The following is a 23,013-nucleotide window of genomic DNA, read 5'->3' on the forward strand; positions in this document are numbered from 1 at the left end:
CGCTAAGGTATGCCATCAGCCTTAGCCATCCTGTCCGCAATGAGTCATTTTCACCAGTTACGTCAACACACCCAGTCCAACCCCAACTATCCCAACCAAATTCGCCAGTGGCGCGTGATTGTCATGGCGATTTCGGCATTTATTTTTAATACCACCGAATTTGTGCCAATTGCGCTGCTCTCTGACATTGGTCATAGCTTTGCCATGCCCGTAGAAACGGTGGGGCATATGATTACTATCTATGCTTGGATTGTGGCTATTTTGTCGCTCCCTGCCATGCTTGTCACTGCCCGTATCGAACGGCGTAAGCTATTGATAGCATTATTTGTTATTTTTATCGGGGGACATGCGGTGTCTGTAATGGCGCAAAGTTTTGCCATGCTGTTGGTTGGACGGGCATTGATTGCGCTAGCGCATGCGGTGTTTTGGTCAATTACCGCAAGCCTTGTGGTGCGTGTGGCGCCCAAAGATCGTCAAACCAAAGCCTTGGGGCTATTGTCGATGGGTAGCGCGCTGGCGACGGTGCTTGGGCTGCCGTTAGGTCGGATGATTGGGCAGTGGCTTGGGTGGCGGATGACGTTTGGCACGATTGGTGTGGCCGCGCTCTTGGCAATGATTATGGTGTGGTGGATTTTGCCAAAACTGCCGAGCAAAGATGTCGGCTCAGCCGCAAGTTTACCCAGTATCTTCAACAATATCCCCTTGCTCACTGTCTATACACTCACTGTGCTATGTGTGACGGCACACTTTACGGCATACAGTTATATTGAGCCTTATATGCTGACGATTAGTCAGTTTAGTCAGCAATTTGCCACGGTGATTTTGCTGAGTTTTGGGGTGGCAGGGTTGCTAGCGAGCTGGCTATTTGGGCACTTTTATGACCGTTTTCCACGGGCGTTTTTGATTAGCGCGATGGCAACGCTGCTGTTTTCTTTGTTAGCATCGGTCTGGCTGCCTCATGTGCCAATCTTGTGGCTTGTCCTAGCGATGCTGTGGGGCTTGGCAATTACGGCGATTAGCCTTGCTTTTCAGCTACGCGTATTGCAGCTTGCGCCGAATGCCACTGATGTAGCGATGTCAATTTTTTCAGGAATTTATAACATCGGTATCGGCGGCGGCGCGTTTGTCGGTGGACTGGTGATTGCAAGCCTAGGACTGGCGATGGTGGGTTATGTAGGGGCAGGTATCGCGCTCATTGCTATGGTTTGTTTAATGGTGTATTTGGTGCACACCCAAAAGTAATCAGACCACAGAGCTTACTGGTAATTGGGCTTGCGCTTAGACTTACGATTGGACTTGCTTGCAGGTGACTTTTCCCACTGACAAGTTAACTGATATTCAGCGTTTCTACCAATGCCTGTTTGAGTTTTTCGAGTCGCTCATCCGATAGCGGCTTGTCTTCATGGTCAGTGATAAAGAACATATCTTCGGCGCGCTCACCCAATGTGGTAATCCGGGCAAAATGCACTTCAATATCATGCGCCAAAAACACCTGCCCCACACGCGCAAGCAAGGCTGGCTGGTCAAGGGTTTCCAAAATCATCATATGCTGATTAGATTGCGGGTTAAAACTAAAAGACACTTTGGTGGGCACATGAAAATGCTTAAGCTGTCTAGGCATGCGTCGCTGCGCCACCTCAGGCAGCGTCGGACTAATAAAGGCTTGTTTTAGATGCTCAACGAGCTCAGTTTGGCGCTCGGTATCGGTGAGCAGCGTGCCATGTCTATCAAGCAGTACGTAAGAATCTAGGGCAAAATCTCGCGAGGCGGTGATGACGCGCGCATCGAGCACATCCAAATCCATTTGGTCAAACACGGTCATGGTCACCGCAAATAAATTGGATTGGTCATGGGTGTAGATAAACACTTGCACGGCATCGAGTGCCAACTCGCGATGTTCACGCAAAATAATCAGCGGCTCAGGTTGCTCGCTCTCTGTGCGTTGTTTTTGTACTTCATCATGCGCCATGATGGCTTTGGAATGCCACACAATATCGCTTGGGACTTCACGCAAAAAATACTCCTCCCCTAGCCCATCCCACAGGCTTTCAATGTCAGCCAAGCCATTATCACCCGCTAGCAAATCACGGGCACTTTGCTTGTTGCTGGCAATCATATCTTGGCGGTTCATCGGCGCATCGATATCAGCCCGCAGGATACGGCGGGTTTGGGTATATAATTGACGCATCAAGGTTGCGCGCCAACTGTTCCAAAGCTGTGGGTTGGTAGCATTCATATCGGCAACGGTGAGCACATACAAATAATTCAAATAAGTCACATTACCGACTTTATCAGCAAATTCTGCGACAACTTCGGGGTCAGAGATGTCTTTTTTCTGCGCGGTCATCGACATCAATAAATGCTGAGACACCAACCAGCCGACAAGCTCGGCATCGGCTTGGCTCAACCCATGTGACAAGCAAAACTTGATGGCATCTTGCTCGCCAAGTTCACTGTGGTCACCGCCCCGACCTTTGGCAATATCATGGAAAATCGCTGCCAACACCAGCATCTCTTTACGGTCAATACGGCGGTAGATACCACTGACAAGCGGATAAGTATCAACATAATTGTCATCGGTAAAGCGGTGCAACATACGTATCAACATCAAAATATGGGCATCCACCGTATAACGGTGGAACAAGTCATATTGCATGAGCCCAGTAATTTGCCCAAAAGCAGGCAAATAGCTACCTAGCACGCCATAACGTTTCATGACTCGCAGTCGCCAAAATAGCAGATTTTGCTCTTTGATATTGTCCATAAACATGGCTTTGTTGGCAGGATCATTGCGAAAATGCTCATCAATGCCGCGCGCGGCGATTTTCAAAATCCGTAGCGTGCGGGTACGAATATGGCGAATATTTTGCTGACCCATCAACAAAAACATTTCTAAAATCGCGGTCGGATGCTGGGCAAACACCCGCGTATGCGTCACCGCGATGCGATCACCGACCAGTTTGAAACGCTCATTAATCACCTTTCTTACCGGGCGCTGTTCATCGGGTAGACGCGCTTCAATCAACGTTTCATAATAATGCTGGGTGAGCATTTCAGACAATGTTGAGTTTGACATGGCATAGCGGTAATAATCGCGCATAAAATGCTCGACTGCGGCATTGGGATGCGAACTGTCACGGTAACCGATACGCTCAGCAATCAGGCGCTGATAGTCAAATAAAACACGGTTTTCATTGCGTTTGGCAATTTTGTGCAGATGATGGCGAATCAACCACAAAAAATCTTCCGCTTCTTGCAGTTCATCAAATTCTTTTTCGGTAATAAATTCTTGCTGCACCAGTCCAAATAAGTTTGTCACGCGAAAATAGCGCTTACTAATCCAGCCGACAGTATGAATATCTCGCAAGCCCCCTGGCGCGTTTTTAAGGTCAGGCTCTAGGTTATACTCCGTCGAATTATGTTTAAGATAGCGCTCTTTGGCTTCTGCCATTTTAGCCTCATAAAACTTGGTTTGTGACCAGTTTTTATTGAGTAGCTGCATCGGCAATCCAGCTTGGGCAACATTGCCCGCCAAAATTCGTGCTTCTAACAGACTTGTTGCTACCGTGATATCATCGTGACAAGCCTCATCGCACTCTTCAACAGAGCGCACCACCAAAGCAGGATCAATCCCAATATCCCAAAGCTTGGCGACGAATGGCGAAATTTTTTGGTTCAAGGCCTCATCAATCGGGTTTGGACTTAACAGCAATAAATCCACATCCGAAAATGGGTGCAACTCCCCACGCCCATATCCCCCTGTGGCAAACAGCGTCAAATCGGTTTGATCGAGTTCATACAACTCAAATAAGGCTTCCATCATGCTATCAATCGCACAGCAGCGCCCCATGACGACTTGGCGAATCGGTGTGCCAGATGCTAACGCCTTATCCAAGTCCGCTTCCACTGCGGCTAACCAAGCGGGTATGCCAAGATTGGTTTCGCCTTGCAGGGTAAGTGGCGGCAGTGGGGTAAAATACGGTAGTATCGGTGGGCAAGTAAACATAGCAAATCCTAATCGACGCCATTGTTATCAGAGTTATCAGAGTTAGCAGATCAATTTTTAGTATTACAAATTTGATCCAAAAAAGCTAGCCACTGCTTGTAGCGAAAACTTGGACTTAAAAGCTCAGCGATAGGAAAATTATTGATTGTCAAAAGACGGTGACGCTGGCTCGTCATCAAGCAGGGTATTGTTATGGGTGAGATAGGGGCATTTGTCTTTGCGAAAGGCATGGGTCAGATGTTGTGCCACAAAATTGACGGTTTCTACGGGCTGTTCGCTCGCCGTTTCCCGCAATAGTTTGGACGGTGCATGGGTTAATGTTTGGGTGAGTTTACGGGTCAGTTCGGTTAACACGGCTTCGGCTGCATGACCATCGGCAAGCTGCTGTAAGGATTGGCTTAAAATCATATCCGCATGGTGTTTGGCTTGCTCACGGTACTGCTGAATATCCTGACCCACTTGGCGCACCAAGTATTTGCGCTCAATCGCCACCACGATTTGGCTCACCAACAATTCTGCTTCTACGGCAGCTTGGCGACGCTGTTCAAGGTTGCCTGCAATCACATGTTGTAAGTCATCGATTGAGTATAAATACACGTCATCTAGCTCACTGACGGTAGGGTCAATATCGCGAGGCACGGCCAAATCAATCATTAACATGGGCTGATGACGGCGCTGTTTTAACGCCTGTTTCACCATGGTTTTATCAATCAAGGTATATAGGCTACCGCTACAGCTAGTTACAATATCCGCTTGCGGCAACACGTTGGGTAATTGTTCAAGCGAGGTAATCTCAATGTGCGGCACAATCGTTTCAAGCTCAGAGGCAAGCAGCGCGGCACGCTCAGGACTACGATTACAGATGATGACTTTGCCGACACCTAAACCTGCGATATTGGTCGCAACCAGCCGATTCATCTCACCTGCCGCGACCACCAGCAAAGTGTTGTTGCTAGGTTTTTGAAAAATTTGGGTCACCAATTTGGCGGCGGCAAAGCCTAACGACACCGCTTGTGAGCCTACCCGCGTTTCGTTACGCACTTGTTTGGCGGCGGCAAATACTTGCTGAATCACCCAGCTAAGCTTACTCGAGATAGCTTCTTTGGCACGGGATTGGCGCACCGCCTGTTTGATTTGTCCCAAAATCTGCGGCTCGCCCAAAATCATCGAGTCTAGCCCAGACGCTACCCGCACCCAATGTAGCAGTGCATGGTTATTTTGATATTGATACAGGTGTGGCGCGATTTTTTCCATGGGCGTGTTTTTAAAAGCCGCTAGCCATTCAATCACTTGTGACATCGTGCTAGTAAGGGTTTGTCCTTCGGGGGCTAGGGCATAGATTTCAGTGCGGTTGCAGGTCGATAAAATCACCGCGCCTTGGGTGATCGCTTTGAGCGAATCTAAGGCAATCGGCAAATCTTCAGCAGCAAACGCCAATTGCTCACGCATGGCAACTGGTGCTGTTTTATGATTTAACCCAATAACCAGAAGCTGCATATAACGTACTGACCTTAAAAATGACCGCGTTTATCAAAGCCGATTTTTGTGAAGCTAGGCGTGCTAGCTAAGCGACATGCAGCCCATATCAGCCTATCGACATTTGTCATGCTTGATAACACAGGGGGAAAAGTGGCAATATAAAGAAACCTAAAGCAACTTAATAATAACCACTTAATAAAAGTAAATTAGAAAAGTGGATTATTATACCATTGCTAATAACAAATGAAAAACATCCTGCTTTTTTGATTCAGGAAAATTCTTTAGCCACGCTTTAAAGCATTACAATTTAAAGCATTAACATGTCTAGCATACCTAGCATTTTAAACAGTCATTCGAGCTATCATAGTATTTTTTTACTTAACTCTGCCACATCCGCTTGTTTGGTTGCTATTTACCCATACGATTTAACCATAATTCTACATAGTTCGACCAGTTGAAGCCGTATAATTCAATTTCATCATGAACATTTTGTTACATCTTACTTGTCACTGATTGTAATACTGACTGTAATTTTTAGGTACGTTACTGTCCAAGCGAGCTAAATGCGAAAGTTGTTTCCAGCGGTTATTTCATCGGCTTGTTGCGCTGTGCGTGGTTGTCCCCTCAATCCACGCTTTTTTGCGTCGAAATATGTCAAGCCTTATTGTTTATCGATTTATTTACCGATGCAGTTATCAATACCGCAGCAACTTTTTGTCAATCTAAAGCCTAACCTAAAACCACTTGATTTATTTAAGCCTTTTACCGCTTTAGGCAAAAATGTAGTCGCGACTACACTCACGTTGGCAAGCTTATTGTTTAGCCCAGCGGTTTTTAGTGCCGGGGCAAAGTTTGCATCCGCTAGTCAGTCTGTTAATAAGCCGAGTGCTGTGGTCAGCACCCACAAAGCTGCTGCCAAACCTACGGCGCGTCCTACGCCGCCGATATTGCAACCTACTAGCCTAGAGAAAAATGTTGCCAATGCGGTCACCCAGCCCAGCCTGTATGCGATTTTGATGGCAGAGTTTGCTGCAGATCGCGGTCGTATCGATCAGGCGTTAGCGACCTATAAGCAGCAGTCTTTTTTGGCGGATGCTGCCCCGGTATTTGAACGCGCACTGGGTTTATCTTTACAAAATGAACCACCACAGTTGTCGCTCGCTTTTGCCAACGCCTGGCAACAGCAAAATCCTGACCATGTGCCGGCGATTTTTTATGTGACCCATTTAGCACTCAAAGCGCACGAGTATGAATTAGCCGGTGAAAAGCTCAATCAAATTTTGCAGTACGATCCTGACGCTGATTTAAGTCAGATTTTGATTGGGATTTATCCTACCGAAACCCGTGACCAAGCTGAACTGCTTGCTACGCTCAATCGATTGGATATCAAAAACAACCCTTCACTGCTGGTGATGAAAGCAGGTCTGCTGCTACAGTTTCAACATCCCAAAGCCGCGTTAGTGGCGATTAATCGGGCGCTTAAAACCAACCCCAAAAGCCCGGCTTTTTTGATTTTAAAAGCAGATATCCTGCAAGCCTTATCGCCCAGTCATCAAGTGATTGCGTTTATTGCGCAGGCGCGTAAAACCGTGCCTGACAATAAAGCGCTATTCGTTTATCAAATTCGCTACATGCTCAAACAAGGCAAAAGCGCGCAGGTTTGGCAACAGCTCAATGCCCGTGCTAATCAGCAGTTTTTAGCAGATGAAGAAATCAAACTACTGGCCGCTTTGGTGGGTATTGATTTGAAAAAATACGCCGCAGCAGATCGCTTGCTCAAAGCGTTGATTGCCAGCCCCAACTTTAAGGACCAAGCCAATTATTATTTGGCTGTCAGTGCCGAACGCCAGAACCTACTCAATGATGCGATTGGCTACTATGGCAAAGTGATGCAACCTGACTTGGTGCTCAAAGCCAGACAGCAACAGATTGACTTGTTAATCTCGCAAAGTCGTTTTGATGAAGCGATTGCCAGTAGCATCAAATTACGGGAGCAATTTGACAGTTTTGCGCCGCAAAGCTACATCATGCAAGCCAATATTTTGCAAAAAAACAACCAAACCGCGCAAGCGTTAGCCTTGCTTAATAGCGCACAAACCAGTTTACCCAATAATACCGATATCTTATTTGCCAAGGTGTTGTTACTGCCCGATGATGATGACGCCAGTAAACTGCGATTGTTAAAAGAGTTGATTCGCCTTGCACCGGCAAACGTGGATTATCAACTCGAATATGCGCAAACCTTGGTCAATTTAAAACAAAATAATGAAGAAGTGACCGCCCTACTGACGGCATTAATTAATGATAAAGAAGTCGGTTTAAGGGCGCGTCAAATACTGTCGCAACAAGCGCTGCATCAGGCTAATAATGCCACCGTCATTAGTCTGTTATCAGATAATTTTGATATCGTACCCGATGTGATTAGCGGCCTGCTGCTACAACAAGCCTACTTAAATTTGGGCAACCAAAAAGAAGCGAATCGCATCAACCAAATCTTGGTCAATGAACTCGGTTATCAACCCGAAAACCTGCAATAGCGCTGCCTAACATCGCCTCTAAGCGTGACGACTAGCGAGCAATGACGGTTGTAAGGCAGATAAGCGGCAAGTAAATGACAGATAAAAAACAGATAAATAACAACCGCTTTTTCACCAATTTGAGCAGTTAAGCAAAACAGGCTTAACAATGGCTATTTATAGTTTACCCATCAGTTTTTTAAACCATCATGCTTGAGCGCAACCAGTTAACATTTGATGAAAACTTGATTAGCAAATTTGATTAACATTTGAGGATATTATGCATTTATTACCAGCGGTCACCAGCAAAGTCACGGGGTTAAGTATTGCCTGTTTGGGCATCAGTAGTATGCTGCTAACAGGCTGTCAGTCAGTACAGGCAACAACTAAGCCCATCACAGCCAAGCCTGTCACCACAGTGATGACAACCCCTGTGGCCAATACCCAAACAGCCACGACGCCATCGACTACCCCTACTGAGCAAGCGGCTGCAAGTACGCTACCAAGCGCGCAATTTACCATCAATGGTAAAATTGGCATGACCACGCCGCAGCAGGCAGGCAGCGCGTTTTATATTTGGACACAGCAAGGTCAAAACTTTGCCATTGAGATTGCCGGTGCGATGAATGCGGGTCAAACCAAAATCAGCTACAATGGTCAATCTGCGACGTTAACTAATGAAAAAGGCACCATCAATGCCGCTACCCCTGAAGAATTGCTATTACGTGCAACCGGTTGGCAAGCGCCCATCTCACAGCTACCTTACTGGATTCAAGGTCAGCCAGCACCCAGTGATGCCAATGATAAAAAAGACAGCACTAATCGCCTTGTCAGTGCCCAAAATGGCGATTGGACAGCCACGTTTAGCTATAGCAACAGTAACGATAAACTGCCTTCTCGCTTAACTGCCAATCATCCGGGTGGCTATAAAGTGGTGATGACCATCAATCGGTTAAGCTAGTCATGAAACCCAAAAAAAGCGTGGGGTGTTTCTCAACGCTTTTTTATACCATCAACTGTTAGCGCTTTAAATTTTTTGCGGACGTATTTTTAGCATACAACCGACACCAAGCCCATGCCACTGCCGCGCAAATCCCCCACGCCAGGCTCATAGATACCAGGGTATGACTGAAAAAATGGTCACCTATTAACATTTTATACCCACCCATCAACCAAGCTATCACCGTCACCATCGCTGCGATTTGCCAGCGCTTGTGCCAGAGACTTGGGATAAACGCCCAAGCATACAGGGCAAACCCAGCACTGGCATGCGCTGCAGGGAAGCATTTTGAGCGGGTGCCGGCTTGGATGTCTTCTAGTATCGTTAGATAGGGATATTCACCGCCAAAAATTTGCAAGTGATTGGGACACACAACATGAGTCACGCCTTTAAGCGATGCAATAATCAAAGGTACCAACACCATCACGACGAATAGATAGCCCATTTCAGTTAGTGATAGTCGCTTAAAAGGCTTAAACCATGCCTGTTGCTTGGCAAGCCAGTGACTTGATGGACGGCGTTGTAATAAATAGCGTTGTAGCCATGCGATTGCCATATAGACTTCAAACGCAATTAATAGTCTTTTGGGTAGGGTATAAAAAATTAAGTTAGGGAGTAGTGACTCTTTGGCAAGCAGCCAGCCATCTGTGGGGGAATAAAAATACTGGCTGATGGCTACATCAATAGCGCTGTGCTCAAGCGTTAGCGTAAAGATGATGGCCAGCACCAGTCCGAGCACGGTCTGCCTACTGGCAAAATTTTTTAATTTAGCGATCTGCATACTCATCCATTCTGAATCATCTATCTTGCTGTCACTGTCGCTGGAGTTGGACGCACTTGTTATGTCTAACATTACTTAAATGGCTCTAATTACCCAAATAGCTTTACTGGATAACTTTACTTGATAAACAAGGGTTTGCCTTGTACGGTTTGCGCACGCACATCAAACAGTTTTAACAAAGTTGGGGTAATGGCATCATGGGTGAGCTCAGTATTAGATGGCACTGCTTGAATGCCTGAGTGCTTACTTGCCCAAAACATCGATGCGACGTGTTTTTGCGCTTTAGGCGCGATTTTATAAGGCATACCATGTAAATAGATGCCGTTTTCGCCCAGACTTTCACCGTGGTCACTGACATACAGCATCGCTACTTGGTGGGTGCTGTCATATTTGTCTAACCAGTTCACCGTTTTTGCCAAAAAGTCATCGGTGGCAAGTAGCGCATTGTCAAAGGCATTAATCACGCTTTGTGGGTCGCATTTGGCAAGTTCATTGCTTTGGCAGACAGGGGTGAATTTTTCAAATTGCTTATCATATCGTTTAAAATACGCAGGTCCGTGATTACCCATTTGGTGCAGCACAATTAGGGTATCCTGGTTAAGCGTATTCTGGTTAGCTTGTTGTTTGACGTAGTCATCTAAGCCTACTAGCATACCCACATCGCGGCACTCGCCATAGGGGTTGGTATTACACATCGTATTGTTGCGCGCGGTTTTATAATCGACAAAATCTGCCGCGGGCAAACGATTAGTGACGCCTTTTGAGCTTGAGTTGTTATCACGCCACAAGATATTGACCTTTAGGCGATGTAAGGTATCAAGTACGTTTTCTTGGTAGTTGGCGGTATCCACATCGTAGTCTTTCATACCCACATAACTAAACATACAGGGCACCGAATAAGCGGTTGAGGTACCGCAGGCGATGACTTGGTTAAAATTAGTTACCCCAGCCGTCGCTGCCATCTGCGGGAAGGTGGTTCGGTTATAGCCATTTAGCTGCACATGGTCGCCGCGCGCGGTTTCTCCGACTACCAATACCACCAGTTTTGGCTTACGGGTGGTGGGATTGCTCACCTGCACCGCATCGGTTGCATGCATGATTTGTGTTTTGGGTGCCTGTGCTTGTTTGAGCTGTATACTGGCAAGTTTACCCAGTGCATATACAGGGGTGGCAGGATTGGTATAGCTACGAAGCTGTTTATGTTCACGGAAAAAACTGGCGTAATTTTTACTCATCGCCAAAATCGGTAATACCACCAAGCCAAGGCTGACCAAATACGTCAAGCCGCGCTGCAATAAACTGCGCTTGATGGGGGGAAATGTGACCTTTTGCCACGCCACCCACACACTAGGCAATACCCCAAGCAATAAAATGCGTAAGATAAAATTGACATTAAACAAATCGGCGCTTTCTGCTTTATCGGTTTGTAGCGCGTTTTGTAGCATATTGACATCATAGACAGTGCCATAGGTATCAGTAAAATACGCCGTGACTGCCGCGGTCAATAGCAAAAAAATCAATACCGCTTTAAGGGTGTAACGATAGCTAAGCAGCACAATAACCAGTAGCATCACACCGTATAGCACCAACGGCAATGAGCCTATAAACCCAATATGCTGGGCAAACGGATAGACTTCAGTGGCTTTATCAAAGAAAGTAACGTTTGCGGTCAGGGTCAAAAATAGCGCGACAATAGCCATCATCACATAAGCATTGATACCTTGAGCATTGATACCTTGAGTACTGACACTTTTAGTATTAATACCTTGCTGACGCCATGCTACCCATCGAGAGTTATTCACTGACATACGATTACTCACCTTATCCAAATCCACCAAAAAATAGCCATTATATAATAACCAAATTTAGGATGAGGCTATCATACAGATTTAACTTAACTGAAACTTAAGACACCCATCTATCAAGCAATTATGCTAAAAAAACCACCGCAATTGCTACAAACATTGGGTGGTGACAGCGACACAGAGAGTTGATAGCGCTAGGCGGTGGCAGGCTGTAAACTGGCAAACGGAATAAAGGCGAGTAATGGCTCATAATCCTGTTTGAGCTCACGTTTTCGATAATAATCTTCCACCATACGCGCTTGCTGCTCTATGCCATAACGACCAAATGGCTTATTGGCTTGCAGCTCGTAGCTATAGCGCCGATTGAGCAGGGCGCGGCGAAACACCTTAACGCCTTGTTGGATTTGCCAGACATGGGTCAATTCATGCACCAGCCACGCGCGCAGATAGACATTTTGCTGGCTAAAATCATCACAAAAATCTGCTGGATGAAAATACACAAGACCATTGGGACTGACCGCATAGCCTTTGAGTACCCACCATGCGGTTTTTAGGCGTATACTATCAAGCTGTAACGTATCACCAAATACGCTACCAGCGATGGCTTTTTCGCCCGCCGTTAGGGGACGGCATCGAGCAGGTTGTTTTGAAAAACACATCATCATTTCACAGAGTTTGTCCGAGATTTGGTTAAGCCAAAAAAGCCATCACGGCTTGCCAAGGCCTGGCCAACGCCTTGACAGCTTTTATTTTTAGCAAAAAATACTGGATAACAATTACAAGTTTGTCGATATCCTAGTTACTATTTTATACTAAATCAACATGCGCTAATTAAAACGTGAGCTAATTAAAAAGGAGGGCTTTATGCCATTAGAATCCGTTGCCATCAATAACTTTGAAAACAACAGCATTGATGACCCTGAACTCAAATTGCGGGTGGAAAAATTGTACGACAGCTCGCCTGAGTTTGCTACAGGTCGTGATGCTGTGGCGTTTTTTGAAAAGGCCTTTGCCAAGAGTGATATCCTGTATTTGGGGATGTTTAATGAAAAACCGATTGCCGCGATTGGCTGCTTCAATGAAGGCATCGAGTCTAGCCGCTTGCTACAGTACATCGTAATACATCCTGCCAATCGCGGGCGCGGTCTTGCACCCAAATTTGTCAAACAAGTCACCGATATTGAGCGCAAAAAAGGCAATACCAAGTTTGTACCTGGCTGCGGCGCAATTCATTGTATTTTAGCCATGTACGAGTTGATATAACTTGAGATTTTGCCAGTTACTAGCAACTTTTTGCAAAAAGTTTGAAATAGTGCTTGACACCTTTGGCGATTTTTAGTTTAATAGCCGCTCAAATACTGATGCTGACAAACATGGCGCGGTAGCTCAGTCGGTAGAGCAACGGATTGAAAATCCGTGTGTCGGCAGTTCGATCCTGCCCCACGCCACCATTATTTGTCTTAGGTATAAATCGATTAACCCCAAGCTTATTAGTTTGGGGTTTTTTGTTGTCGGTTATTTTTATATCAATTACCGCCAAACTTAACTGTCTAGCGGTTTTATCAGCTTAAATCTTGGCACAGCTTCGCCATTGACTTCCACCGTTTCGGCAAACATCGCAAGCGGTCGCACCCACACCCCATAATCGCCATAAAGGGCACGATAGACAATCAGTTCTTCTTCACTCTCGCTATGCTTGGCGATGTGCAGCACTTGGTACAGATTGCCTTTGTAATGCTCATAAATACCCAATTTAATCTCAATCACGAGTTTTGACATCCAACAATTCAATTTCAAAGGTTAAGTCTGAATTTGGTGGGATTTTACCGATTTGGCGCTCACCATACGCCAAGTGACTTGGCACGATGAGTTTGCGCTTACCACCGACTTGCATGGGCATGAGATTGGCAGGGTCTTCAACTTGGCTGTCATAGCCGATTTTTTGGGCATATTCGCTACCCAAAACGCCCACATCCCAACCTTTAATCACCCGCCCTGTGCCAATCACGGCTTCAAACGGTTGCCCGCGGTGATGCGATGAGTCAAACACCGTGCCATCTGGCAGATAGCCTGTGTAATGCGCGGTAATCAGTGCCCCACGCTCGGCGGTTTTGCCAGTGCCAATAGTTAGGTCTTGGAATTGCAGTTTACTTGTCATATTTATTTTCCGTTATTACCCTTATGGGATAGTTGGGTAAACTCTTGTACTTGCTGACACAGTATGTCCCATAGGTTAAGCTGGGCGTTGACGCTGCCCCACGCATTATGGGGGGTAAAAATCACTCTTGGGTGGTCTTTAAGTGTGAGTAATGGGTCGTTGTCTTTAATCGGTTCATGTTCAAATACATCTGCCCCATAGCCTAATAATTTACCTTGTGTTACGGCATCAGCCACCGCCTGACTATCGACCACGCCACCGCGCGCGACATTGATAATCAACGGTTTTTTTGTCATCTTGGCAATGCTATCGGCATTCACTAAATGCTGCGTTTGCTCCGTCAATGGACAATGCAGGGTAATGACATCGGACTTTGCCAGTACATCATCAAACGCGCTATAGTCGCTATTTCTTGGCGGTTTGTTTTGGTGTTCGGCTATCAATACTGTCATACCAAAAACTTTGGCAATTTCCCCAACCCGTTTGCCAATCGTGCCATAGCCAATAATGCCCAGCGTTTTGCCTTCAAGGTCAATGAGTGGCGTATCGAGCAGACAAAAGCGACCATCTTTTTGCCAGTCACCCTTGACCACTTCATGATGATAATGGCGAGCCGCTCGCATGGCTGAGAGTATCAGCATAAAGGTATGTTCGGGGACGCTTTTGACCGCATAGCCTGCGACGTTTTTAACAGTAATGCCGTGTTTGTCACAAGCGTCTTTATCGACGTTGTTCATACCTGTGGCGGTCAGTTGGATGAGTTTAAGTTTTGGGAGCTGCGCGATAATTTCGGCGGTAAGCTCAACTTTATTGGTGATCACAATGTCCGCGTCTTGGCAACGCTCAACGATGATTTTGGGGTCGTTGGGCGTTTGCGCGTAGACTTGATAGTCGCTAATGCCGTTTGGGGGTGTTAATGCTAAATCAGCGGAAAAGGTGGCTCGGTCGAGGAAGATGGCTTTCATTTTTAAATTCCTTTTTATTCAAATAGTTCGCTATGTGTTCCTGCACGAGTAAAATAAATTGTCTCAAATTTTGTGATGGTTTGAATTTTGTAGATTAATAAAAAATCGCCACCCACATGTAACTCTCGAAATCCTGCCCAATTTCCTTTTAATTCATGGTCTTTCCACTCTGCCCCTAACGGCTCATTATTGGCAATTAATAACAGCATGACTTCTTTGAGCCTGACCATGTCATAACGCCCTGTTTTAACTAGCCTTTGCCAATCATTCAAAAAATCTTTGGTAAAATCTGAGGCTCTGGGTAAATTCGTGCGTTTTGAATTAATCGGCTTTTTCGAGGGCATCAAACAATTCCTTGTTACTGCTAAATCGGGCTTGCTTGTCTGCAATCATGGCGTCAACGTCTTGCATCGCACGTTGCGTGGTGGCGTTAGGAATTGCGACGTCAAACGGAATAGACTTTGTTGCCGTAACTTGACGTAAAAATAGACGAATCGCTTGCGCAGGCTTAATACCTAGTTCGTCAAACACTTCAAAGGCTTGGCGCTTTTCATTGGCATCAAGTCGAAATTGATACATAGTTGATTGTGTCATAGCTACTGACCTCTATAAAAAGCAAAAATGTAGTGATATTGTCACTACATTTTAAAATAAAACCATTGGTTAAGCAATACACTTTAGGAAATCGTCACTTTGGCATACGCTTTTTTGCCTGCTTGAATCACCACGGTTTGTCCTGCAGTGAGGGCAAATCCTGCATCCACCACCTGACCATCCACTTTCACCGATTGGTTTTTCAAAAAGTCTTTCGCTTGTGCTGAGTTTTTTACCAAATTGGCTTGGTTTAACACTTGGGTGATAAATAACTGCGCTTGCCCATCAAGGCTAATCGTCACCTCTGGCAAATCCACTGGCAACTCACCATCTACCAAGCGATTGCCCGCTGATTTGTGAGCGTTTTCGGCGGCTTCTTTGTCATGGAAACGCTCAATCAGCTCTAGTGCCAAAATACGTTTGACTTCTTGCGGATTGCGCCCGTTTTCGATGTCTTTTAGCAAGGCTTCGACTTCATCCATGGGTTTGAAGCTAAGTAGCTCAAAATAACGCGCAATCAAAGTGTCTGGCATAGACAAGATTTTTTGGTACATGGAGCCTGCGCTGTCGTAAATGCCGATGTAATTGCCAAGCGATTTACTCATCTTTTGTACGCCATCTAAGCCTTCCAAAATCGGCACGGTGATACACACTTGTGGCACTTGACCATAGCGGGATTGCAGGGTACGACCCATGAGTAGGTTAAAGGTTTGGTCAGTACCACCTAGCTCAACATCGGCTTGCATGGCGACTGAGTCATAACCTTGCACCAGTGGATACAAAAATTCGTGAATCGAAATCGGCGTTTGACTGTGATAGCGTTTTGAGAAGTCATCGCGCTCGAGCATACGAGACACGGTTTGCTGGCTTGCCAAACCAATCATGTCGCCTGCCGACATTTTACTAAACCAATCGGAGTTAAACATCACTTGGGTTTTAGCGGGGTCAAGGATTTTAAATACTTGCTCTTTATAAGTTTGGGCATTCTCCAGGATTTTTTCCTCAGACAACGGCGGACGAGTGGTGTTTTTACCCGTTGGGTCACCAATGCGTGCGGTATAATCCCCAATCAAAAACAACACTTGGTGTCCCAAATCCTGAAAATGCTTGAGTTTATTGATTAAAACCGTATGACCCAAGTGCAAATCGGGTGCGGTCGGATCAAACCCTGCTTTGACTCGCAGTGGACGGTTTTCTTGAAGTTTTTTAATTAAATCGTCTTGCGAAATAATTTCGTGCGTACCACGTTGGATGAGTTTGAGTTGTTCTTCTGCTGCTAAAAATTTATGAGTAGAATCGGTCATGCTTACCTCGAAAAAAGCGCGGGTTAAAACGGCTGAAAAAAAGTGAAGTTTAGCCATTATAGCAAATTTGCAGATAAAATAAGGCAGGCTTTTAGTATGCTATAATCAAGGCACTCTCTACTTTGACAGCCCTAACGAGAATAATTATGAGCCAAACGTTGCCGACTGGACTACCTGCCAACCTGCCTTTTGATGAAGGATTTTTTAGCCATTTTACCGACATCATGGATGATATGATGAGCACCAAAGAAAACCCGCTTGCCGACTCGCCGTATGTGATTGGCATGATGGGTGGCACCAGCCTTGACGGACTCGATGCGGTGCTGTGCCAGTTCTATGAGATTGACGAAGACAATGATGAGCCTGTCGAGATTTTGGCGACGGTAAGCGAGCCGTTTCCCGATGATTTACGCGCCGTGTTGTTAGCGCTCACCCAACCAAACGGGGTGGCACAACTCATCGCTGATGGTAATTTGGCGTTCGAGAGCGAACTGGATGTATTTGGTTGGGCGAGTGTGTTTTATGCTGAGTTTGCCGCAAATTTGGTCAATCAATTACTCGAGAAAGCGCAGGTGACCCCTGATGAAGTAACCGCGATTGGTTGTCATGGGCAAACCGTGCGTCATCGCCCACAGTGGTCATTTAGCTTGCAACTGCTTGACCCGAATGTACTCGCTGAGCGCACTGCTATTGCGGTGGTGAGCGATTTTCGGCGCCGCGATATGGCAGTGGGTGGGCAAGGCGCGCCACTCGTGCCTGCGTTTCACCAAGCCATGTTTGCTACACCGCCTTATCATGCCGATAAAGTTATGCCAAAAGTGATTTTAAATTTAGGCGGTATCGCCAATATCACGGTACTTGATGGCAGCGATGATGTGATTGGATTTGATACAGGGGTGGCAAATTTACTCATTGATGCTTGGTGCCAGCGTCATACTGAGCAAAGCTATGATCACAATGGCGATTGGGGAAAATCGGGGCAATTGCTTGAGCCATTATTAAATTTGCTTTTGACCCACCCATTTTTTGCCAAGCCGTTCCCAAAAAGCACTGGGCGAGAGGAGTTTAATTTGGCTTGGCTTGACGCTATGCTAGAACAATTGGGTCAGCAATTCCCCAATTTGGCGTATTCACCTGCCGATGTACAAGCGACATTGGTGGCGCTTACCGCTAAATCCGTCAGCGATGCCATTGTGTCCGTCACTGATGGTGCGCAAGGCGAGTTGTTTGTCTGTGGTGGTGGGGCGTTAAATGCCTATTTAATGAGCCGTTTACAAGATAATTTAGCCACTTGGAGCATACAAACTACCGACAAAATTGGGCTGTCGCCGTTGTGGGTCGAAGCCGTAGCGTTTGCATGGCTGGCTCAGCAGACGATTTTGAACGTACCGAGTAACTTGCCCAGTGTCACCGGGGCAAATAAAAAAGTGGTATTGGGGCAGGTGTGTTTTTAACAGGGCGTATTTTTTTACGTCGACAATGACATTGATAGCACTTACTTATAGCGCTTAACTTAAATTATAGCCCTTAACTTATAGCCTTTATACTGGGCTTTGGTCATTTTGGCGTAAGCCCTAATATTGTTCAACTGACTATAGATATATACAATCAACCTAAAGACGTTAAAGTTATTGTGTTTACACTCGTACACTATTTTTGCTAAACTTTCATAAAATGTTATTCCAAAAATATTATTCAAAAATTCGAGCATAAAATGACCACAAAAATTAGCCCAAAAAAGCCCCGCTACAACGAACGCCCTGACCACGAGCGTATTGTCATCACAGGCATGGGAGCCATTACCCCGCTAGGACTCGATGTAGAGAGCACTTGGCAACGGCTCATTAATGGCGAAAGCGGTATCAAAGCGATTAGCCATTTTGACGCCACTGACTACCGCGCACAAATCGCCGGCACAGTGGATGGGTTTGATATCGGCTTGTACATGAACGCCAAAGACGCGCGTCGGTATGACACCTTTGTGCAATATGGTGTTGCCGCAGCAGCACAAGCCTTGAAGCAAGCAGGCTTTATCAGTGATCTGCAAGCCGCGCCCGTACAGCAGGTTGACCCCGACCGTATCGGGGTGATTATCGGCTCAGGGATTGGCGGTATCACCACCATTGAAGATACAGCGTTAAAGCTTCATAGCGAAGGTCCGCGTAAAATCTCGCCGTTTTTTGTGCCCTCCGCCATTGTGAATATGGCAGCTGGGCAAGTGGCGATTCGTCATGGGATTAAAGGGTTAAATCTTGCCACTTCTACCGCTTGTACCACAGCGACTCATGCGATTGGCTTGGCAGCAAGGTTGATTGCGTATGGCGATGCCGATGTGATTTTGGCGGGCGGCTGTGAAAAAGCCTCAAGCCAACTCGGTATCGGTGGCTTCTCAGCAATGCAAGCATTATCAACGCGCAACGATGCACCCACCAAAGCCAGTCGTCCATTTGACAAAGACCGTGATGGTTTTGTGCTGGGTGATGGGGCAGGCGTGCTAGTGATGGAAAGCCTTGCCCACGCCAAAGCACGCGGTGCGACGATTCTGGCAGAGTTTGTCGGCTTTGGCATGAGTGATGACGCCAGCCATATCACTGCGCCACCGGAAAATGGTGAAGGTGCGGCTATGGCGATGCGTCACGCCTTGAGTGATGCTGGCATTGCACCCAGCGACATTGGCTACATCAATACCCATGGCACCAGTACCCCAGCAGGTGATGTGGCAGAGAGCCGCGCGATTGCGGGTATCTTTGGTGAGAACATGGTGGTAAGTTCCACCAAATCGATGACCGGTCATCTATTGGGTGCTGCAGGTGGTATCGAAGCGATTTTCACCGTTAAGGCGCTGCAACAACAAATATTGCCACCGACCATCAATTTGGATCATCAAGACCCTGAGTGCAAGCTTGACTATGTACCGCATACAGCCCGTAAAGTCGACCACTTAACCCATGCGATTTCTAACAGCTTTGGATTTGGGGGTACCAATGGGTCGCTGTTGTTTGCCAAATGGCAGTGACGATAAATAGCAATCACTGCGATGACAACATTGACCCTTTCATTAATCTTTTAACGGTGTGAATTTTGAAAACGGCTATTGAAATTGTAGCCGTTTTTTCGTTAAATGAAGCTATCCTATTTCATCCTTAACGCTGGACACCATTCATGTCAGGATTTGCCTTTTCCCACCAATTTTCAAAGCGCTGGCTTGCCACCCCTACCCCTGTCAAACACGCCATTATTCAAGAACTCGATGATATCGTTACCTTGCTTTACCCGGATACCGACCTTGATGAGTATCAATTTAGCGTGCCTAATCTGCATGATAAAGTCGAAGAATTACTGGCTATCGAACGTGACCACCAAGAAAAATTACAAGCGCAAGCACATGAACGCGAGCTTGAAGAACAACGCCTAGAACAAGAAAGATTGGCACAACACAGACTGGAACAAGAGCGGTTAGAAACTGAACGCTCAGAAATCGAGCGCTTGGAAAAAGAGCGCCTTGAGCAACAGCGCCTTGAACAAATACAGTTAACACAAGAAAACGAAAAAGAACGCCAAGCGCAAGAAGAACGTCTACAACGCGAACGCCAAGCACAAGATGACGCAGCCATTGCGGCGCTGGAGCAAGAACGCGCCATTGCCAAACAAGCGCATCTAGCAAAACAAAGCAATCCTGCACAACCAGCGATGCAACTATCAACTGGCTCAATCGAGGTCGCGACCCACGAGCTAGATGAACAAGCTCAATCCACGGATACCGCAACCAGCGATGTCACGATTGAGCGCCATCGCAGTGAGATGGTCTATGCTATTGATCACACTGATACCGCTGATAACACTGATAACTTTGCTGAGCCGTTAGCTGATGACCCAACAGCCGCAGTGATGACCCAAGAAACGAGCGTTACTGATCCACTTGCCGATACTGACAACCCATCTAACGCTACCACGCCCGCTATTGAACAAATCAAACAAGATATCGTCAAACAGCTACAAGGCTATATCGACAACTATTTGCTCGAATCAATGACGCTGATGAATGAGGATTTGAATCAATGGCTCAAAACCGAAGTGGAAAAACAGCTGACTGTTCGTTTATCACAAAGCCATCAAAGCCATTAAGCAGGCACTTGACCAAACATATCGTTAGATAACCCATAATGATGACGGGCTTTGATACATTGCTCGTCACCGACTTGTACCGATTGGCAGGTGCTTGAGCGTTTATCATAGATTTGGCAAGCCACCAAGTTACCAACTTCGCCAGCGAGTGCCACGCATCTAACCGGCTTTATTTCAGTACCTTTCATACAGGTATAAAAATCATTGACTTTGACCGTCATCTCCTCGGGAATACCGAGTGTCTCGCCTTCTGCCCAATAAAAAGACACCCGATAGTTAGCGCAACATGCGCCACAGTGCATGCAGATATCGCTATCCGCAGCTGCGCTTGATTTAAAAAAAACTTCTGCCATTTTTACAATGCCATGTCATTATCATTGTTAACTACCCGTTTCATCCAAAACGGTTAAAATTTAATATCAGCCATGCAACACTTTATAAATGGTATTGGCCATCACCTTGCCAATGCCATTTACTTGCCCAATTTCATCTTGTGATGCGCCAAGCAGCTGCTGCAAGCCGCCAAAATGATTGAGTAACTCTCGGCGGCGTTTTTCCCCCAACCCAGGAATGGCTTCTAGCACTGAGCTTGAGCGGCGTTTATCGCGTTTTTTGCGGTGTGCGGTAATGGCAAAGCGGTGTGCTTCATCGCGGATATGCATAATCAAATGCAGTGCTTTGCTATCAGCCGGCAAATCGAGCGGCTCACGGTCAATAAAATGCAGTACCTCAAGCCCAGCCTTGCGACCTTCGCCTTTTGCCACCCCGACGAGCAAAGTTTGGGTTAAAATCCCCAGCTCGCTCAGTACGTCTTTTGCCATATTAAGCTGCCCTTTACCGCCATCAATCAGCAATAAATCTGGCAGCGGCTGTTTACTATAGCGGCGGTTTAATACTTGCTTCATGGCGGCATAGTCGTCACCGCCCGTGATGCCATGAATGGCATATTGGCGATAGTCGCGTTTGCGCAGCCCCCCTTGGTCAGCGACCACACAGCTGGCGATGGTGGCTTCACCCATGGTATGCGAGATATCAAAACATTCGATACGGTCAAGCGATTTGCCTTGTAGCGCCTCTTTTAATACCGCATTGAGGGCGTTGAAGCGAGATTTAACTTCCAAATAATCGCCCAATTTGGTTTGCAGGGCGTTGTTGGCATTCATTTGGGCAAGGGTGAGCCATTCGCTCCGCTGCTCACGGACTTTGGTTTTTATCGTCACTTTTTTGCCAAAGGTTTCAGTTAAGGCTTCTGTCATCGCGGTTTGGTCGGGCAACTCATGACTTATAATCAGCTCTTCGGGCAAATCATCACTGACTTGAAAATAAAATGAGCTGACAAACTCAGACAAGTTATCCGCTATGTCATTTTCGCTATCCACATCAGGAAAATAATTGTTGCCGCCCAAAACCTGCCCATTACGCACATTCATGACATGCACACAGGTAATGCCCGCTTGACTGGCGATGGCGATGATATCGGCTTCACCTTTGACCGTATATACTGCTTGTTTGGCCTGTACTTCGCGTAGCATCGAGAGTTGGTCGCGATACAAGGCGGCTTGCTCAAAGTTCATGTCTTCAGCCGCTTGCTCCATTTTACCCACCAATTTGACTTGCAAATCCGTGCCTTCACCTTTTAAAAATCGAATGGTGTTATTGACGTCATCGGCATAGTCTTCGGGCGATACCAGCCCGACACACGGCGCTTTACAGCGTTTGATTTGGTACTCTAGGCAAGGGCGTTGACGCTGGGCGAAAAATGTATTGGTACATTGGCGCACCATAAACATTTTTTGCATCATTAGCAAGGTTTGCTTGGCGGCATGCGCCGAAGGAAAAGGTCCAAAAAATCTGCCTTTTTGGTGTTGTCCTTTACCGCGCCCATAGGCAAGTCTTGGATAAGGTTTATCGGCTGAGATAAAAACGTATAGATAGGATTTATCATCACGCAGTAGCACGTTGTAAGGCGGGCGATGGAGCTTGATGAGGTTTTGCTCAAGCAGCAGCGCTTCGGTCTCAGAGCGGGTTATGATGGTTTCGATGTTGTCGATACGTTGCACCAGCGCCCGCGTTTTGGGGTGGTCGATGGTTTTGGCAAAGTAGCTATTGACGCGGATTTTGAGCGATTTGGCTTTGCCCACATAGATGATATCGCCATTTTTGCCGAGCATTTTATACACGCCTGGCAAGTTGGGCAGGCGCTTAATCAAGTGATCCAATCGCGCTTTGCGGTCGGCAGTCGCTGCAGCAATTTCAATGGTTGCAGGGTCGATGGCTGGA

20 protein-coding genes and 1 tRNA gene are annotated in these 23,013 nt (G+C 46.4%); 8 read left to right on the forward strand and 13 right to left on the reverse strand.

Going from position 1 to position 23,013, the window contains the following annotated elements; genetic code table 11:
* Positions 1-9 precede the first annotated feature (9 nt).
* Complete coding sequence (locus LAJ61_RS05130) at positions 10-1,242, forward strand: sugar transporter (RefSeq protein ID WP_224054709.1); 1,233 nt, start codon at positions 10-12, stop codon at positions 1,240-1,242.
* 85 nt (positions 1,243-1,327) lie between these two features.
* On the opposite strand, the gene glnD is transcribed toward LAJ61_RS05130, so the two are convergent.
* Together glnD and hemA are read right to left on the reverse strand one after the other, a co-directional pair.
* Entirely contained in the window at positions 1,328-4,006 is a 2,679-nt protein-coding gene (glnD, locus tag LAJ61_RS05135; RefSeq protein ID WP_224054710.1) for a [protein-PII] uridylyltransferase, read from the reverse strand.
* A gap of 138 nt (positions 4,007-4,144) precedes the next feature.
* Positions 4,145-5,503, reverse strand: coding sequence for a glutamyl-tRNA reductase (hemA, locus tag LAJ61_RS05140; RefSeq protein WP_224054711.1), 1,359 nt, complete (start codon positions 5,501-5,503; stop codon positions 4,145-4,147).
* 545 nt (positions 5,504-6,048) lie between these two features.
* Here hemA and LAJ61_RS05145 point away from each other — a divergent pair.
* Positions 6,049-8,022, forward strand: a complete 1,974-nt coding sequence (locus tag LAJ61_RS05145) for a tetratricopeptide repeat protein (protein ID WP_224054712.1) — start codon at positions 6,049-6,051, stop codon at positions 8,020-8,022.
* Between the two features lie 259 nt (positions 8,023-8,281).
* Positions 8,282-8,962: a lipoprotein insertase outer membrane protein LolB gene (gene lolB, locus LAJ61_RS05150; protein WP_224054713.1), complete on the forward strand. Its 681-nt coding sequence runs from the start codon at positions 8,282-8,284 to the stop codon at positions 8,960-8,962.
* Positions 8,963-9,020: 58 nt separating this feature from the next.
* On the opposite strand, the gene LAJ61_RS05155 is transcribed toward lolB, so the two are convergent.
* The 3 genes from LAJ61_RS05155 to LAJ61_RS05165 form a co-directional block, all read right to left on the reverse strand.
* On the reverse strand, positions 9,021-9,782 hold the full coding sequence (locus LAJ61_RS05155) for a PAP2 family lipid A phosphatase (protein WP_224054714.1): 762 nt from the start codon (positions 9,780-9,782) through the stop codon (positions 9,021-9,023).
* 116 nt (positions 9,783-9,898) lie between these two features.
* Positions 9,899-11,590, reverse strand: coding sequence for a phosphoethanolamine transferase (locus LAJ61_RS05160; RefSeq protein ID WP_267460939.1), 1,692 nt, complete (start codon positions 11,588-11,590; stop codon positions 9,899-9,901).
* A 191-nt stretch (positions 11,591-11,781) separates the two neighbouring features.
* Entirely contained in the window at positions 11,782-12,252 is a 471-nt protein-coding gene (locus tag LAJ61_RS05165) for a type IV secretion protein Rhs (protein WP_224054715.1), read from the reverse strand.
* 199 nt (positions 12,253-12,451) lie between these two features.
* On the opposite strand from LAJ61_RS05165, the gene LAJ61_RS05170 reads away from it, so the two are divergent.
* A complete protein-coding gene (locus tag LAJ61_RS05170) occupies positions 12,452-12,850 on the forward strand; it encodes a GNAT family N-acetyltransferase (RefSeq protein ID WP_224054716.1) in 399 nt (132 codons plus the stop codon).
* A gap of 112 nt (positions 12,851-12,962) precedes the next feature.
* Positions 12,963-13,038 (forward strand) — tRNA-Phe (locus LAJ61_RS05175).
* Positions 13,039-13,129: 91 nt separating this feature from the next.
* Here the strand turns inward: LAJ61_RS05175 and LAJ61_RS05180 are convergent.
* The 6 genes from LAJ61_RS05180 to tyrS form a co-directional block, all read right to left on the reverse strand.
* Positions 13,130-13,351: a DUF1653 domain-containing protein gene (locus LAJ61_RS05180; RefSeq protein WP_101964542.1), complete on the reverse strand. Its 222-nt coding sequence runs from the start codon at positions 13,349-13,351 to the stop codon at positions 13,130-13,132.
* Complete coding sequence (locus LAJ61_RS05185) at positions 13,347-13,745, reverse strand: FKBP-type peptidyl-prolyl cis-trans isomerase (RefSeq protein ID WP_224054717.1); 399 nt, start codon at positions 13,743-13,745, stop codon at positions 13,347-13,349. Before LAJ61_RS05185 ends, LAJ61_RS05180 begins: the two co-directional genes overlap by 5 nt.
* 2 nt (positions 13,746-13,747) lie before the next feature.
* Positions 13,748-14,710 (reverse strand): D-2-hydroxyacid dehydrogenase, encoded by a 963-nt coding sequence (locus LAJ61_RS05190; RefSeq protein WP_224054718.1) that lies wholly within the window; start codon positions 14,708-14,710, stop codon positions 13,748-13,750.
* A gap of 14 nt (positions 14,711-14,724) precedes the next feature.
* A complete protein-coding gene (locus LAJ61_RS05195; RefSeq protein ID WP_224054719.1) occupies positions 14,725-15,054 on the reverse strand; it encodes a type II toxin-antitoxin system YafQ family toxin in 330 nt (109 codons plus the stop codon).
* Entirely contained in the window at positions 15,032-15,304 is a 273-nt protein-coding gene (locus LAJ61_RS05200) for a type II toxin-antitoxin system RelB/DinJ family antitoxin (protein ID WP_188875354.1), read from the reverse strand. The genes LAJ61_RS05195 and LAJ61_RS05200 overlap by 23 nt, the downstream gene beginning before the upstream one ends.
* Before the next feature lie 83 nt (positions 15,305-15,387).
* Entirely contained in the window at positions 15,388-16,608 is a 1,221-nt protein-coding gene (tyrS, locus tag LAJ61_RS05205; protein ID WP_224054720.1) for a tyrosine--tRNA ligase, read from the reverse strand.
* 224 nt (positions 16,609-16,832) lie between these two features.
* Here tyrS and LAJ61_RS05210 point away from each other — a divergent pair, with 224 nt between their 5' ends.
* The 3 genes from LAJ61_RS05210 (at position 16,833) to LAJ61_RS05220 (ending at position 20,733) form a co-directional block, all read left to right on the forward strand.
* Positions 16,833-18,062 (forward strand): anhydro-N-acetylmuramic acid kinase, encoded by a 1,230-nt coding sequence (locus LAJ61_RS05210; protein WP_224054813.1) that lies wholly within the window; start codon positions 16,833-16,835, stop codon positions 18,060-18,062.
* Positions 18,063-18,322: 260 nt separating this feature from the next.
* Complete coding sequence (fabF, locus tag LAJ61_RS05215) at positions 18,323-19,624, forward strand: beta-ketoacyl-ACP synthase II (protein WP_224054721.1); 1,302 nt, start codon at positions 18,323-18,325, stop codon at positions 19,622-19,624.
* Positions 19,625-19,770: 146 nt separating this feature from the next.
* On the forward strand, positions 19,771-20,733 hold the full coding sequence (locus tag LAJ61_RS05220; RefSeq protein WP_224054722.1) for a hypothetical protein: 963 nt from the start codon (positions 19,771-19,773) through the stop codon (positions 20,731-20,733).
* Here the strand turns inward: LAJ61_RS05220 and LAJ61_RS05225 are convergent.
* On the reverse strand, positions 20,730-21,086 hold the full coding sequence (locus LAJ61_RS05225; RefSeq protein ID WP_224054723.1) for a YkgJ family cysteine cluster protein: 357 nt from the start codon (positions 21,084-21,086) through the stop codon (positions 20,730-20,732). The two genes, LAJ61_RS05220 and LAJ61_RS05225, sit on opposite strands and share 4 nt — an antisense overlap.
* A 66-nt stretch (positions 21,087-21,152) precedes the next feature.
* Positions 21,153-22,991, reverse strand: a complete 1,839-nt coding sequence (gene uvrC / locus LAJ61_RS05230; protein ID WP_409034993.1) for an excinuclease ABC subunit UvrC — start codon at positions 22,989-22,991, stop codon at positions 21,153-21,155.
* Positions 22,992-23,013 lie beyond the last annotated feature (22 nt).

The organism is Faucicola osloensis (assembly GCF_020041925.1).
GTDB lineage: Bacteria > Pseudomonadota > Gammaproteobacteria > Pseudomonadales > Moraxellaceae > Faucicola > Faucicola osloensis_D.